Source organism: Mesorhizobium sp. BR115XR7A, from assembly GCF_020165315.1.
Lineage (GTDB): Bacteria > Pseudomonadota > Alphaproteobacteria > Rhizobiales > Rhizobiaceae > Mesorhizobium > Mesorhizobium australicum.
On record NZ_JAIUHW010000001.1, the window covers coordinates 454137 to 466656 of the forward strand.

At 63.7% G+C, this 12520-nt stretch carries 15 protein-coding genes; 8 read left to right on the forward strand and 7 right to left on the reverse strand.

What is annotated here, in order from left to right; genetic code table 11:
* Positions 1 to 169: 169 nt before the first annotated feature.
* Positions 170 to 316 carry a hypothetical protein gene (locus LB557_RS02495; protein WP_015318263.1) on the forward strand — a complete coding sequence of 49 codons (147 nt, stop codon included), beginning with the start codon at positions 170 to 172 and terminating at the stop codon, positions 314 to 316.
* A 66-nt stretch (positions 317 to 382) separates the two neighbouring features.
* Here the strand turns inward: LB557_RS02495 and LB557_RS02500 are convergent, their stop codons facing one another.
* Positions 383 to 616 carry a DUF982 domain-containing protein gene (locus tag LB557_RS02500; protein WP_245262889.1) on the reverse strand — a complete coding sequence of 78 codons (234 nt, stop codon included), beginning with the start codon at positions 614 to 616 and terminating at the stop codon, positions 383 to 385.
* 130 nt (positions 617 to 746) lie between these two features.
* Complete coding sequence (locus LB557_RS02505) at positions 747 to 1412, reverse strand: GntR family transcriptional regulator (RefSeq protein WP_224642264.1); 666 nt, start codon at positions 1410 to 1412, stop codon at positions 747 to 749.
* 115 nt (positions 1413 to 1527) lie between these two features.
* Here LB557_RS02505 and LB557_RS02510 point away from each other — a divergent pair, with 115 nt between their 5' ends.
* Entirely contained in the window at positions 1528 to 2781 is a 1254-nt protein-coding gene (locus tag LB557_RS02510; protein ID WP_224642263.1) for an MFS transporter, read from the forward strand.
* Between the two features lie 32 nt (positions 2782 to 2813).
* Positions 2814 to 3176, forward strand: coding sequence for a DUF423 domain-containing protein (locus LB557_RS02515; RefSeq protein ID WP_224642262.1), 363 nt, complete (start codon positions 2814 to 2816; stop codon positions 3174 to 3176).
* A gap of 15 nt (positions 3177 to 3191) precedes the next feature.
* Here LB557_RS02515 and LB557_RS02520 read toward each other — a convergent pair whose 3' ends face one another.
* The gene (locus LB557_RS02520) at positions 3192 to 3341 is read right to left on the reverse strand and encodes a hypothetical protein (RefSeq protein WP_015318268.1); all 150 of its coding nucleotides are present in this window, start codon (positions 3339 to 3341) and stop codon (positions 3192 to 3194) included.
* A gap of 367 nt (positions 3342 to 3708) precedes the next feature.
* Here LB557_RS02520 and LB557_RS02525 point away from each other — a divergent pair, with 367 nt between their 5' ends.
* Positions 3709 to 4785, forward strand: coding sequence for a substrate-binding domain-containing protein (locus LB557_RS02525; protein WP_015318270.1), 1077 nt, complete (start codon positions 3709 to 3711; stop codon positions 4783 to 4785).
* Between the two features lie 18 nt (positions 4786 to 4803).
* Here LB557_RS02525 and LB557_RS02530 read toward each other — a convergent pair whose 3' ends face one another.
* Positions 4804 to 6000 carry an OpgC family protein gene (locus tag LB557_RS02530; protein WP_224642261.1) on the reverse strand — a complete coding sequence of 399 codons (1197 nt, stop codon included), beginning with the start codon at positions 5998 to 6000 and terminating at the stop codon, positions 4804 to 4806.
* Between the two features lie 201 nt (positions 6001 to 6201).
* Here LB557_RS02530 and LB557_RS02535 point away from each other — a divergent pair, with 201 nt between their 5' ends.
* A complete protein-coding gene (locus LB557_RS02535; protein ID WP_224642259.1) occupies positions 6202 to 6867 on the forward strand; it encodes an alpha/beta hydrolase in 666 nt (221 codons plus the stop codon).
* 27 nt (positions 6868 to 6894) lie between these two features.
* Here LB557_RS02535 and LB557_RS02540 read toward each other — a convergent pair whose 3' ends face one another.
* Entirely contained in the window at positions 6895 to 7266 is a 372-nt protein-coding gene (locus LB557_RS02540; protein ID WP_224642299.1) for a TetR/AcrR family transcriptional regulator C-terminal domain-containing protein, read from the reverse strand.
* Positions 7242 to 8630: a Si-specific NAD(P)(+) transhydrogenase gene (gene sthA / locus LB557_RS02545; RefSeq protein ID WP_140720793.1), complete on the reverse strand. Its 1389-nt coding sequence runs from the start codon at positions 8628 to 8630 to the stop codon at positions 7242 to 7244. The genes LB557_RS02540 and sthA overlap by 25 nt, the downstream gene beginning before the upstream one ends.
* Before the next feature lie 204 nt (positions 8631 to 8834).
* On the opposite strand from sthA, the gene LB557_RS02550 reads away from it, so the two are divergent.
* The 3 genes from LB557_RS02550 (at position 8835) to LB557_RS02560 (ending at position 11231) form a co-directional block, all read left to right on the forward strand.
* Positions 8835 to 9305: an RDD family protein gene (locus tag LB557_RS02550; protein WP_015318274.1), complete on the forward strand. Its 471-nt coding sequence runs from the start codon at positions 8835 to 8837 to the stop codon at positions 9303 to 9305.
* A gap of 139 nt (positions 9306 to 9444) precedes the next feature.
* On the forward strand, positions 9445 to 10203 hold the full coding sequence (locus LB557_RS02555; RefSeq protein ID WP_224642257.1) for an arginyltransferase: 759 nt from the start codon (positions 9445 to 9447) through the stop codon (positions 10201 to 10203).
* A 131-nt stretch (positions 10204 to 10334) separates the two neighbouring features.
* Positions 10335 to 11231, forward strand: a complete 897-nt coding sequence (locus LB557_RS02560) for a DMT family transporter (RefSeq protein WP_224642256.1) — start codon at positions 10335 to 10337, stop codon at positions 11229 to 11231.
* Between the two features lie 10 nt (positions 11232 to 11241).
* Here LB557_RS02560 and LB557_RS02565 read toward each other — a convergent pair whose 3' ends face one another.
* The gene (locus LB557_RS02565; RefSeq protein WP_224642254.1) at positions 11242 to 12450 is read right to left on the reverse strand and encodes an AI-2E family transporter; all 1209 of its coding nucleotides are present in this window, start codon (positions 12448 to 12450) and stop codon (positions 11242 to 11244) included.
* Positions 12451 to 12520: the final 70 nt, after the last annotated feature.

Below are 12520 nucleotides of genomic sequence, written 5' to 3' on the forward strand. Positions count from 1 at the left end.
CTCAATTCATTGGCGCCCGCATGTCCTACATCATTGTGGCGCCGATCTGGCAAGCGCCCGCATCTCTTCGATGCCAGCAGCCACGCATTGTCGCTTCGGCTGTTGTGTTTGACGGCTAATGCTCCTAGGCAGGCTCAGGGCCGCAAGGCAGTCACAAAAAGGAGCCGACATGGCGCGAGCACCAAACTACGATCAGGAACGCAAGGAGCGCGACCGCCAGAAAGCGGCCAAGAAGGCTGAAAAGCTGGCGGCCAAGGTTGCCGCGCGCGAACGTACGAAGCCTGAAACCGAGACTGAGACCGAAACGAAGGATTAACGGCATCCGGCCCGCTAATGCGGGCCGAGCCTCAATCCAATTGTCAGTCCAAACCGCGAGCTAATATCAGGCTGGCGCCTTGTCGCTGATGAAAACATCCACTTCCCGCGCCGCGGCGATGAAAGCGCGCCTGGCATTCATTGCCGGCTTGTCGCCGGCGAGCGCGTCGTGACAGGCCTGCAGCGCCGCACGATGCTTGGGGCTGCGCTTGCCGGGCCAGTTGTTGAGGAGGTAATCGGAAGCCTCCCTTGCCGAACGCAAGAGCTGAGTGCTTCCCGCCGTGACGGATTTGACGGTCACGGGTGTTTCAAACCGGTTGTTTTCCATTGCCGCTCTTACGCCATCGGCTTCCTTGAAGCGAGGCCGAAAGTGCGCTTCACGTCAGACCCGTCTGTTTTTCCGGCCAGCGCGCCGCAGCGCATGGACCGCGCTAAGCGGCGACGACGGCAAATCCCCTGGCGCGAAGGCCACGTCGGTCGTTGGCAAGCGACGTCACCAACCGATCACGGCTGCCGACGATGTGGGCCGACAGCAGCCGCGCGGCTTCATCGGCCTGACCGAGGCGTGTCGCGGCAAGGATGGCGCGATGTTCGACCCAGGCACGGCCAAGGGCCGTCTCGTCACGCACTTCCAGCCAGCGGGCGCGCGACAGGCGCGTCATCGCGTCACGAACCGCCCGGAACAGGAATTCGTTGCCGGAGAGCCGCGCCAGCTCGATGTGAAAATCCATGCCGACACGATGCCACTCCTCGCGCGGCGTATCTTCGTCGCAGGAATCGAGCATCGCCTCGATGACATCGATGGCGCTCTTGTCGGCTTGCCCGCACGTCAGCCGCAATGACGCGATCTCGACCGCCTCGCGATAGACCGCGACCTGCTCGAGTTCGGCCAGGTTGATGGGCGAAACGGTCCAGCCGCGCCCGTCCCTGCCGACCAGCCCCTCGGTCTCCAGCCGCAGCAGCGCCGCCCTGACGGGCGTGCGCGAGGCCCCGAACTGGCTTTCGATCCAGCGTTCGGTCAGCCGCTCTCCCGGCCCGATCTCGAGCGCCAGGATCATCTCGCGAAGCTGCCGTTCGACATTCTGCATCTGCGACATCGCGCGCCCTTTCCGAAGCCGCATTGACAGCGGCCGGCGTGAAGTTCATGACGGAGACCAGTTTGGTATCCCAAAATGGTATCCGCAACAAGCGCTGATACCGGGCAGGCAGGGCATGACGCAGGAAGACACGCAGCAAAGCGGCTACAACATTCATTGGCGGCGCAATCTCGCGGTCTGTTTCGCGGGCTCGTTCAGCACGCTCATCGCCATGACCTTGCTGCTGCCATTCCTGCCGCTCTATGTCGAACAGCTCGGCGCACAGGGCCACGCGGCAATCGTGCAGTGGTCCGGCATCGCTTATGGCGCCACCTTTTTCGCCGCGGCCACGGTCGCGCCGCTATGGGGGCGCCTGGGCGACCGCTACGGGCGCAAGGTGATGCTGGTGCGGGCCTCCTTCGGCATGGCGATCTGCATGTCGCTGACGGGCATGGTCGAGACGGTCTGGCAACTGGTTCTGCTGCGCCTGCTGATCGGCTTCGCGGGCGGCTATTCCTCCGGTTCAACCATACTGGTGGCCATGCAGACGCCGAAGGAGCGTTCCGGCTGGGCGCTTGGCGTGCTGTCGGCGGGCATTACGGCGGGCTCGCTGGTCGGTCCCCTGTTGGGCGGCGTGCTGCCGCCGGTGATCGGCATTCGCGCCACCTTCCTCTTGTCAGGCGGTGTGATCTTCCTCGCCTTCCTGGCAACGACCTTCCTCATCAAGGAGAGCCCGCGCCCGAAGCCAGCCAAATCCGCGTCGGCGGCAAAGCCGAGAAGCGGCTGGTCGCGGATCCCGGACAAGCGCCCGGTCGTGGCCATGCTGACCACCGGCATGCTGCTCGCCTTCGCCACAATGTCGATCGAGCCGATCATCACCGTCTATGTGCAACAGCTCGTCGAGGACCAGAGCAGGGTGACGCTCGTCGCCGGCGTTGTGATGTCGGCCGCCGCGCTGGGCACCATCCTCTCGGCGTCCTGGCTCGGCAAGCTCGCGGACCGGATCGGGCACTGGAACGTTGTCGTGGGAGCACTGGCCGTTTCGGCGCTGCTGCTTATCCCGCAGGCTTTTGTCACCAGCAGCTGGCTGCTTATCGGCCTGCGTTTCCTGATGGGCCTGGCGCTGGGCGGCCTCCTGCCCTGCATCACCAGTGTCATCAGGCACAACATCCCCGACGGCGTTGGCGGCAACGTGCTTGGCCTGGCGATCTCGGCGCAGTATGTCGGACAGGTCGCGGGGCCACTGGCCGGCGGTTTTGTGGGCGGCCATTTCGGCATGCCGGCGGTGTTTCTCGGCACGTCGGTGCTGATGGCGCTCGGGGCGGCCTACAACTGGACCGTCCAGTCGCGGCGGACGCGGCATATGGCGCTGGAAGCGCGCAAGCCCTGACGCTTGCTGAAGAAAGAAGGAGCACGCCGGCCATGAACCCCGATCCAAACGGCAGCCGCGTCCTCGTGCTTGCCGGCGGCCTCGTCGGCGCGGCGGGTGTGGCGCTTTCGGCGGCCGCCGCCCACCGCGGCGGCGCCTTTACCGGCACCGCCGCGTCGTTCCTGCTGATGCATGCGCCGGTCTTCCTCGCCATCGGCCTTATCGGCGCGAACCGCTGGCTGCGCATCGCCAGCCTCGTTCTGCTCGCCGGGCTGCTCCTCTTCGCGGGCGATCTTCTCGCCCGCGATTTCTGGGGCTCAAGGCTGTTTCCGATGTCGGCGCCGATCGGCGGCACCCTGCTCATTGCAGGCTGGCTGGCGATAGCGATCTCGGCCGTGGCACGTCCACGACCCTGAAATGATTGCTTGAGGTCAATCCCGGCGGCGTTCCGGGCGGACCCAAAGGGCACGGCCGCCAACAGCAGGTTTCACCCGCCGTCGCGCTTCCGGTCGCTCGGTGGCCGGTGCGATGCCCCAGTAGTTGCGGTAGATATCTTCGAACAGATGCTTGATGGGATGCATGACTCATCCTCCTTGTCTTTGAATCGATCCAATCGTCGGGCGCGAAAAAAGCCGGTTTGATCACTCCGCTTGCGCGCCACCAAGAAGCGAAGCTCGCGAACCCATGGGCCCGTCTCACCACGATGCCTGGCCTTGTTGGTGGCTGACCCGATATTCCAGTCGTTGCGGTAGATGTCGGCGAACAGGTAGTTGACGGGATGCATGGCGCTCCTCCCTTTTTGGCTATTCAGCAGAACAAGCTGCCACTTGGATCGATTCAAATCTAGGATAGAAACCGGCGCAGGTCAAGCAGAATTTGAATCGATCCAACGAAAATACTAGATGCGGCGGAAGAACGTGCTACATGGATGTCAGGAGGCACGCACAAATGGCGTCACTCACCGCAGGCAATCGACGACCCGTACGGCTGGCCGACATCGCCAAGGCCGCCGGTGTTTCGCACGGCACCGCGTCCAACGTATTCAGCCGCCCCGAGATCGTGCGCGAGGAGGTCCGCGAACGGGTTCGCGCCGCGGCCGAGGCAATGGGTTATGGCGGCCCCGATCCAAAGGGCAGGCTGCTGCGGGCCGGCAAGGTCAACGCCATCGGCGTGGCCACCGCCGAGCCCCTCTCCTATTTCTTCGACGATCCGTTTGCGCGCGTCATGATGGCGGGCATCTCGCAAGCTTGCGATGCGACCGGAGCCGGCATTTCCCTGGTCTCGGCCGCCAACAACGAGCAGCTTGCCTGGAACATCCAGAGCGCTCTGGTCGACGGCTTCATCGTCTTTTGCATCGAAGGTGGCTCGCGCCTGGTGGAGTTGGCACGTGAGCGCAAGCTGCCCTTCGTCGCGCTCGACCTCGACTCCGAGGACGGCTCGGTCGCCGCGATCGGAGTCGACAACATCGCCGGCGCCGGCATGGCGGCCCGCCATCTCACGGATCTCGGCCATCGCCGCTTCGCCGTCATGGCCCTGCCCTTCGCCGACAACAGGACGGGCCTTGTTTCGGCCGAACAGGTTCGGGCGGCGACCTATGCCGGAACGCGCGACCGCCTCACCGGCTATCTCCGGGAGCTTTCGCGGGTTGGCGTCGACATAACCAAAGTGCCTGTCTACGAGACCGCCAACGACGTGGCGAGCACGAAGGCGGGGCTCGAGACCATCTTCGCCTCCGACACGCCGCCCACCGCCATTCTGGCCATGTCGGACAGAATAGCCCTGGTGGCGCTCGAATGGCTGAGCGCACGCGGGCTGAGCGTGCCTGACGACGTTTCCATCGTCGGCTTCGACGGTGTTCCGGAAGCAGCGGTGTCCGAGCCGCCATTGACCACGATCGCCCAGCCGATTGCCGAGATGGGCCGCCTTGCCGTCAGGGCGATCCTGGAGAGCGACGGGCCGGTCAGCCGGCATCAACTGCCGGTCGAACTGATCGTGCGAGCCTCAACGGCTTCGCCACGCGGCTGAACCGCACGGCCGAACCGCCTACCGATTGGCTCTTGCCATGGCAGTCCCCAAAGGCGCACGAACCGGCGCGGGAACCGTTTGGGCCGTGCGGGCCTTGCCCGAACCGCCGATGGTCGACAGCCATTCGAGATAGAAGGCGAGCGCGAACTGCATGGCGATGCCGGCCGATATCAGCAGGCTGTCATAGACGAGCCCGCCCGGATTGATCAGCTTCATCACCTGCGCGACCATGGCGATCACCGTGCCGGCGATGAAGACCGGCAGCGCTCTTTTGCCCAGTATGGCCAGCGGATGGTCGGGGCTGGTGCGGAACAGGTTTGACACCGTCGGCAGGGCGACGACGAGGTAGCTGACCGCCAGGATGTGCAACAGCCGCGGCAACGACAGGAAGGTCTTGTCGAAGCCGCCGATCACCACCGGCAGGTTGAACCACGTTATCTGTCCCCAGAGCGGGCTATGCACCCACACCAGAGCCGCCAGCACATAGGTCGCGGCCGCGCCGACAAGCCAGCGGTTGACCGGAATGACACCGCCGCGCCTGACATGCAGCATGGCGGCAAGGCCGATGTTGAACAGGAACTGCCAGGACAACGGGTTGAGGAACCAGAAACCGGGCTCGGGGTAATTGGGCGGAGCGATCTCCCAAATTCCGGCAACCAGCCATAGCGTGCCGGACACGACAAGCGCCGCGACGGGCCTGGAGCTGACGAACAGGACGAACGCCGGCGCCATCAAAAGCAGCGCTGCATAGACCGGCAGGATGTTGTTATAGCCGAGCTGATGGCCGAGCGTGACGATGCCGACCAGCACTTGCGGCGTGTTTTTCATCAAGGGCTCGATGTTGATGAGCGTCAGCAGTTCCGGCCGCTTGGCAAACACCGCCACGGCGCAGAACAGGGCCATCACCACCATCGTCGTGACGATGTGGGCGACGTAGAGCACGCCGGCCCGCCGCCACATTTTCAAGGTCGCCAGAAGCCGGCCACCCGGCCGGAACTTTGTGCCGTAGGCGAGTGCGACCGAAATGCCTGATATCAGCACGAACGCCTCGGCCGCGTCCGAAAACCCGAAATTCTTGTAGGTCAGGGTCTCGAAAGCCGTGCCCGGCACATGGTCGACGAAGATGGTGAGCAGTGCCAGCGCGCGCAATACATCGATACGCGTGTCGCGTTCCAAGATACGCAAATCGCGATCTGGCGAAACAGGGGTAGTCATCGACAAAAGGCCTCAAAGCTGGTTGTTCATGTCCAGCAATGCGACCCCCGACGCACCGCTTCGATTCCTCCCACAGGGAGTGTATCGGCGCAGAAACGGGCCGGAATGAGCCTGGTTCAATCAACTTTCGCGGAGCATGAAAATATTGCGTTTTGAAGCCGGCAAATTGAGCGAAACCTCATATAATCAACGGGATGCGGTATGACTGGCGCCAGTGTCGAAAATGGCCCTCCGATGCTGGATCTAGCCTTTCCCTATCGCCTCCTCGGCGCCGGCAAAAGCGGCCGCGCGTGCCTGTTCCTGCTGCATGGATCGGGTGTCGACGAGACAAGCATGGTGCCGCTGGCGAGGCGCATCGCGCCCGACGCCCCCCTGATCGCGGTACGGGGCCGCATCCCGCAGGAGGACGGTTTTCGCTGGTTCGAGCGAATCACGCCGACGCGCTTCGGCCAGCAAAGCATCCGTGTCGAAACCGCCGCCTTCGCGGCATTCGCAAGCGAAGTCGCCGCGCGCCATGGGCTCGATCTCGCCCACGCGACATTCATTGGCTATTCGAACGGCGCCAATCTGGTTTCGAGCCTGATGCTGCTCCATCCCGGCATTGTCCGGAGCGCGGCGCTGCTGAGGCCAATGCCGGTGCTCGACAAGGTGCCTTCAACGGACCTCATGGGCACACGGACGCTGATCATTGCCGGGGCGGCGGACGAGACCTACGGGCCTTTCACGCCGCACCTGGTGACATTGCTCAGCCGGCACGGGAGCGAGATCGACGCCCGGATCGTTCCCTCGGGCCACGAAATCGGCGACCCGGACGCCGCGATCGTCGAGCGATGGCTGGCGGAATCGGCGGCGGCACAGGGAGGCTGACCGCCTTCGCGGACGCTCGCTGCCCAATCAGCGTTCGGCCACCATTCGAACTTCTGCCCCGGCGATCAGCAGGGCGAGCCCGCTTTCAAACAGCGCCTCGTGTCCGCCGGCACGGTAGTGCACCAATGCTTCATGCAAAAGCGGATGATCATGCGCCGCCGCATCCAGCGCTTCGCCACGCCCCGGACCTGACGGATTTTCGGCTTGCTCCTCCATGACACAGCCGACCGTGTAGCGGCCGACCGTCATCAGCAATTCCATGGCTGGAATCGCCGCCATGCCCTCGCCCGCCAGGAATTCCAGCAGCCGCTCGAAGTGGCAACAGAATGAAGGGGAGTGTACGGCTCCCCCCCCCGAACTTGCATCAAATGGGGCTACCCTCTTCCCATCCTGTTCCAGGCGTCGAGGCCGGCGATCTTGTAGGCCTCGGCCAGGGTTGGATAGTTGAAGGTGTTGTTGACGAAGAAGTCGACCGTGCCGCCGAGATTGATCACCGCCTGGCCGATATGAATGAGTTCGGTGGCGCCCTCGCCGACAATGTGCGCGCCGAGCAGGCGCCGCGTCTTGATCGAGAACAACAGCTTCAGGAAGCCGGTGTCGACGCCCATGATGTGGCCGCGCGACGTCTCACGGAAGCGCGCGACGCCAACTTCATAGGCGCCGCCGCTCTGACGCACCTGCTCCTCGGACTGGCCGACCGTCGAGATCTCCGGCACCGCGTAGATGCCGTAGGGGAAAGTCTCCGGCGGCGCGGGCAGGGTCACGCCAAAAGCATGGCAGGCGGCCACCCTGCCCTGCTCCATGGAGGTCGAGGCGAGGCTTGGAAAGCCGATGACGTCGCCGGCCGCGTAGATGTTCGGCACGCTGGTCTGGAAAGTCTGGGGATCGACCTTGATGCGGCCCCTGGAGTCGGCTTCGATGCCGACCACGTCGAGGCCGAGGCTGCCGACATTGCCGGTGCGGCCGGCGGCGTAGAGCACGACCTCGGAGCGGATGGTGCGGCCATCGGCCAGTTCCACCTCGGCGGCATCCGGCTTGGAGCGGATTTCCTTGACCGCGCTGCCCAGTCTTATCGTCATGCCGCGGTCGCGCATCTGGTGGATGAAATCGTCGACGATCTCCCGGTCGACGAAATCGAGGATGGAGTTGCGCGGCTCGACCAGGGTCACCGGTACGTCGAGCGCGGAAAAGATCGTGGCGTATTCGACGCCGATGACGCCGGCGCCGATCACCGTCAGCGTGCGTGGCAGGCGGTCGAGTTCAAGCATTTCGTCGCTGTCGAAGACACGGGTCTTGTCGAAGGGCACGTCGGCCGGCCGATGCGGCCTGGTGCCCACAGCGATCAGTGCGTTGGCGAAACCGACTTCGCTGTAGTCGCCATTGTCCGATGTCAGGCTGACCTTGTTGGAGCCCAGAAATTTCACCGCCGCGCGCGCGCTTTTGACCGTGTTGCGCATGAACTGGTGCTGCAGCACCTCGACCTCATGGTCGAGCGTCTTGTGCAGGCGCTCGATCAGGTCGCCGACCGAGATATCCTGCTTGACCCGATAGCCGCGTCCATAGAAGCCGCGCTCGCGCCAGCCCGAGAGATTGAGCACCGTTTCGCGCAGCGTTTTGGAAGGAATGGTGCCGGTGTGCACCGAGACGCCGCCAAGGCGCCGACCCCGGTCGACCACCAGCACCGATTTGCCGAGTTTGGCCGATTGCACGGCGGCGCGGCGGCCGGAAGGGCCGCTGCCGATGACCAGCATGTCGTAGTCCATATTGCGCCGTCCCCTCGGCGTCTTGTTGCGCCGCAGCAAGTTAACGCCATCCGTGCTGCAAATTCAACCGCTTCGGCCCCTCGGCCCATTCTGTCCCGCCTGGCGCCACGGCGAAACGGTCCGATCTTGATTCCGCCACGAGCCTTCACCATTTCTGGTGCGGTGGGGCGCAGGCTAAGCAGGCCCCTGTTACGAGGAAATGACATGAACGCTCGCGTTCTCGACGGCGAAATCATCAACACCCGGCTCGACGATGTCAGGGCTTTTGAAGGCGTGCGCACAAGGCGCATTCTGGCTTTCGTGCTCGACTATCTCATCGTTGGCCTGCTGAGCATTCCGGTCGCCATCCTGGTGTTCTTCCTCGGGCTCTTGACCCTCGGCCTGGGCTGGATGCTGTTCGGCGTCCTGGTGCCGGCAGTCGCCATCCTCTACATCTGGAACACGTTGGGCAGCGCCGACCAGGCCACCACGGGCATGAAGATGATGGGCATCCGCCTCGACCGTCTCGACGGCACCCGCATCGACGGGCTGACCGCGGTCGTCCATTCCGTATTGTTCTGGGCCGGCAACGTCATCCTGTCGCCGCTGGTCCTGCTGGTGACCCTGTTCTCGGACCGCAAGCGCACGCTGCACGATCTTTTGCTCGGCACTGTCGTCAGCCGCACCGGCCGCTGAAACCGCCCTGAAGCAAAGCCGCAGCCCCCTTGAGCGCAAATGTGAAGGTGTTGAGTTGCCCACACCTTCACAATCCTGTTGAATTTTTCGCCGCCGGAGCCAAAGGTAGAGCGATTCGAAGGAGTGTTTCCAAGGCTCGATGACGCAGCACCCGACCCAGTCGCCGCAGTTCTTCCTGACCGCGCCGTCGCCGTGCCCCTATCTCGACGGCCAGTTCGAGCGCAAGGTGTTCACGCATCTGGTCGGCGACAAGGCCTCGGAGATGAACGACCTGCTCACGCAAGGCGGCTTCCGGCGCTCGCAGAACATCGCCTACAGACCAGCCTGCGAGACCTGCCGCGCCTGTGTGTCGGTGCGTATCCTGGCACAGGAGTTCACCGCCAGCCGCAACATGAAGCGCGTGCTGCAGCACAATTCCGACCTCGTCGGCGTCATGCACAACGCCGAGCCCTCGACCGAACAATATTCACTGTTTCGCGGCTATCTCGATGCCCGCCACCGCCGCGGCGGCATGTCCGACATGACGGTGCTCGACTACGCCATGATGGTCGAGGATACCCATGTCGACACCAAGGTGATCGAATACCGGCGGCGCGGACCCGACACCTTCATCACCGGCAAAGGCCAGGGTGAACTCATAGCGGTGGCGCTCACCGACAAGATGGCCGACGGCTTGTCGATGGTTTATTCCTATTTCAATCCCGATTTCGAAAGCCGCTCGCTCGGCACGTTCATGATCCTCGACCATATCGCCCGTGCCAAGGTGATGGGGCTGCCCCATGTCTACCTTGGCTACTGGGTCAATGGTTCGCGCAAGATGAATTATAAGATGCGCTTCATGCCGCAGGAGCATCTCGGCCCAAAAGGCTGGGAGCGCTATACCAACGAAGCGGTCTGACGCTGAGTTTTCCCCCGATCCACGCTTAAACTGTTTCAAGGCAGGGGATGCTGGTCTTTCAGCCGCTCGGCTGGAGAGAGTGCGCGCTTGCGCCGACCGGCCGCCTGCAATTCAATTGCGAAAGTTCCTGCATGTCCTCTCACCATGATCACCAGAAGGGCCTTCTGATAACCGCCATCGGCGGACTGATACTGACCGTCGACATACCGTTGATCCGCCTTGCGGATGGCGGCGCGTGGACCATCCTTTTGCTGCGAACCGGAACCACCTTCATCGCCGCGATGATCATCTGGTCGGTCTGGCGCGCGCTGAGCCGGAATGTCCCGCCGCTTATCCCCGGCTGGTCCGGGCTGATCGTGGCGATATGCTATGGGCTGACCTCGATCACCTTCGTTACCGCGGTCTTCCACACCTCGACCGCCGACCTGGTGTTCATCCTGGCCTTCAACACCGTCTTCGCCGCACTCTTGTCCTGGATATTCCTACGGGAAAGGCCGGGAGCGGTGACGATCGCGGCCATGCTGGTCATGATCCTCGGCGTGCTGGTCATCGTCGGCGGTTCGGTTGGCAGCGGCAAGCTGTTCGGTGATTTCATGGCGCTGTGCTCGGCTTTCTTCATCGCGGTGGCCATCACCCTCTCGCGAGCCAGCGGCAAAGATATGGGATTCACCTCGCTGATCGGCGTCCTTCTGCCGCTTGGGCTGGCGGCCTTCATGGTGAGCGGCGAAGGCTTTCACGTAAACGCGCCATGGTGGATCATCTTCAACGGCGCCGTCATCATGCCGATCTCGTTCTTCTGCCTCGCCGCCGGGCCGAAATACATTTCAGGACCGGAAGTGGCGATGTTCTACCTGCTCGAAACCGTGCTGGCGCCGATCTGGGTGTGGATGATCTTTGCCGAGACGCCGACCCGCAACAGCCTGATCGGCGGCGGCATCCTGATCGTCACGCTCGTCGCCCATTCGCTCTGGCAGTTGCATGTTGGGCGCAAGCGCCGCGGCGACCTCGCGGTACACCATCCGGCGTAGAGGTCGAGATTCAGGCGCTGGCTTTCTTGACCACGCTGGGTTCGGGCAGGACCTCGATTTGTGGACCGGCTTCGATTTCATTCGGCGGCACGATCTCGTCGGCCAGTTCCACCTCGCGCAGCCACTCGCGCCAGATGGCGACCAGTAGCGCCATCAGCACCGGACCGATGAAAAGGCCGAGGAACCCCATCGTCTTGACGCCGCCGATCAGGCCGAAAAAGGTCGGCAGGAAGGGCAGTTTTATCGGGCCGCCGACGAGCTTGGGGCGCAACGTCTTGTCGACGATGAACAGCTCGACCGTGCCCCATATGAACAGCGCCAGGCCGGCCATCGGCGAGCCGCTGGCGGCGAGGTAGATCGAAACCAGGGTGAAGGACAATGGCGCACCGCCTGGGATGAGCGCCATGACGCCGGTCAGCGCGCCGAGCGTCACCGGCGACGGCACACCAGCCAGCCAGTAGGCGATGCCCAGCACCAGTCCCTCGCCGATGGCGATTACCGTCATGCCGGTCACGGTCGAGGAAATGGTCGCCGGCACGACGCGCGAGATCCGTTCCCAGCGGGTGGGCAGGATGCGCTCGCCGAGGCGGTCGATCTGGCCGGCGAAATTCTCGCCGTCGCGATAGGCGAAAAACAGGGCGATCATCATGAATAGCAGCGTCAGAAAGAGGCTGAAAGCGCTGCCGCCGGCGGCGAGCGCACCGCGGTAGATGCTGCCTATATTGGCGCCGCTGACCAGCTGGATCAGTTCGCCGATGCCGCCGGGATGGCCGAGATTGGTCGTCCACTGCTCGTTCAGCCACTCACCCACCACAGGCAGGGTGGCGATCCACTGCGGCGTCACCGCACCGTGGCGGTTTGTCTCTATCGCCCAGCCGACCCATTCGCGCACCTCGTTGATGGCGTAGGTGCCGGCAAGCGCGATCGGTATCACCAGGAAGGCCAGGATGAACAGGATGGCAAATGTGGCGGCGATGGTTCGGTTGCCGCCGACGCCGACCAGCAGCCGTCGGTAGAGCGGCCAGCTGGCGAAGGCGATAACGAGGGCGGCCAGCACCGGGAACAGGAAGCCGTGGAAAAAATAGACGCCGGCGGCAACGATCAGCACCAGCAGCCAGCGCGCCGCCGAGAGCGGCGGTATGACGGCCGAACGAAGCGGTGTGGACAGCCCGAAGAGGCGCTGCTGCCGTTCCGGCTTCTGGATCTTTGCTTCCTTCAAACGCCCTGTTCTCCCCGGCCCATCCGGTCAGTTATGCACCGATATAGTGCAGCAATCGTGACGATACTCC

What these genes read in the sequence shown, in the direction of transcription:
- LB557_RS02550 (WP_015318274.1), top strand. Translation starts at nt 8,835, where the DNA reads ATGAACGCTCGCGTTCTCGACGGCGAAATCATCAACACCCGGCTCGAC.
- LB557_RS02515 (WP_224642262.1), top strand. Translation starts at nt 2,814, where the DNA reads ATGAACCCCGATCCAAACGGCAGCCGCGTCCTCGTGCTTGCCGGCGGC.
- LB557_RS02530 (WP_224642261.1), bottom strand. Translation starts at nt 6,000, where the DNA reads ATGACTACCCCTGTTTCGCCAGATCGCGATTTGCGTATCTTGGAACGC.
- LB557_RS02495 (WP_015318263.1), top strand. Translation starts at nt 170, where the DNA reads ATGGCGCGAGCACCAAACTACGATCAGGAACGCAAGGAGCGCGACCGC.
- LB557_RS02505 (WP_224642264.1), bottom strand. Translation starts at nt 1,412, where the DNA reads ATGTCGCAGATGCAGAATGTCGAACGGCAGCTTCGCGAGATGATCCTG.
- LB557_RS02520 (WP_015318268.1), bottom strand. Translation starts at nt 3,341, where the DNA reads ATGCATCCCATCAAGCATCTGTTCGAAGATATCTACCGCAACTACTGG.
- LB557_RS02510 (WP_224642263.1), top strand. Translation starts at nt 1,528, where the DNA reads ATGACGCAGGAAGACACGCAGCAAAGCGGCTACAACATTCATTGGCGG.
- sthA (WP_140720793.1), bottom strand. Translation starts at nt 8,630, where the DNA reads ATGGACTACGACATGCTGGTCATCGGCAGCGGCCCTTCCGGCCGCCGC.
- LB557_RS02555 (WP_224642257.1), top strand. Translation starts at nt 9,445, where the DNA reads ATGACGCAGCACCCGACCCAGTCGCCGCAGTTCTTCCTGACCGCGCCG.
- LB557_RS02535 (WP_224642259.1), top strand. Translation starts at nt 6,202, where the DNA reads ATGACTGGCGCCAGTGTCGAAAATGGCCCTCCGATGCTGGATCTAGCC.
- LB557_RS02525 (WP_015318270.1), top strand. Translation starts at nt 3,709, where the DNA reads ATGGCGTCACTCACCGCAGGCAATCGACGACCCGTACGGCTGGCCGAC.
- LB557_RS02560 (WP_224642256.1), top strand. Translation starts at nt 10,335, where the DNA reads ATGTCCTCTCACCATGATCACCAGAAGGGCCTTCTGATAACCGCCATC.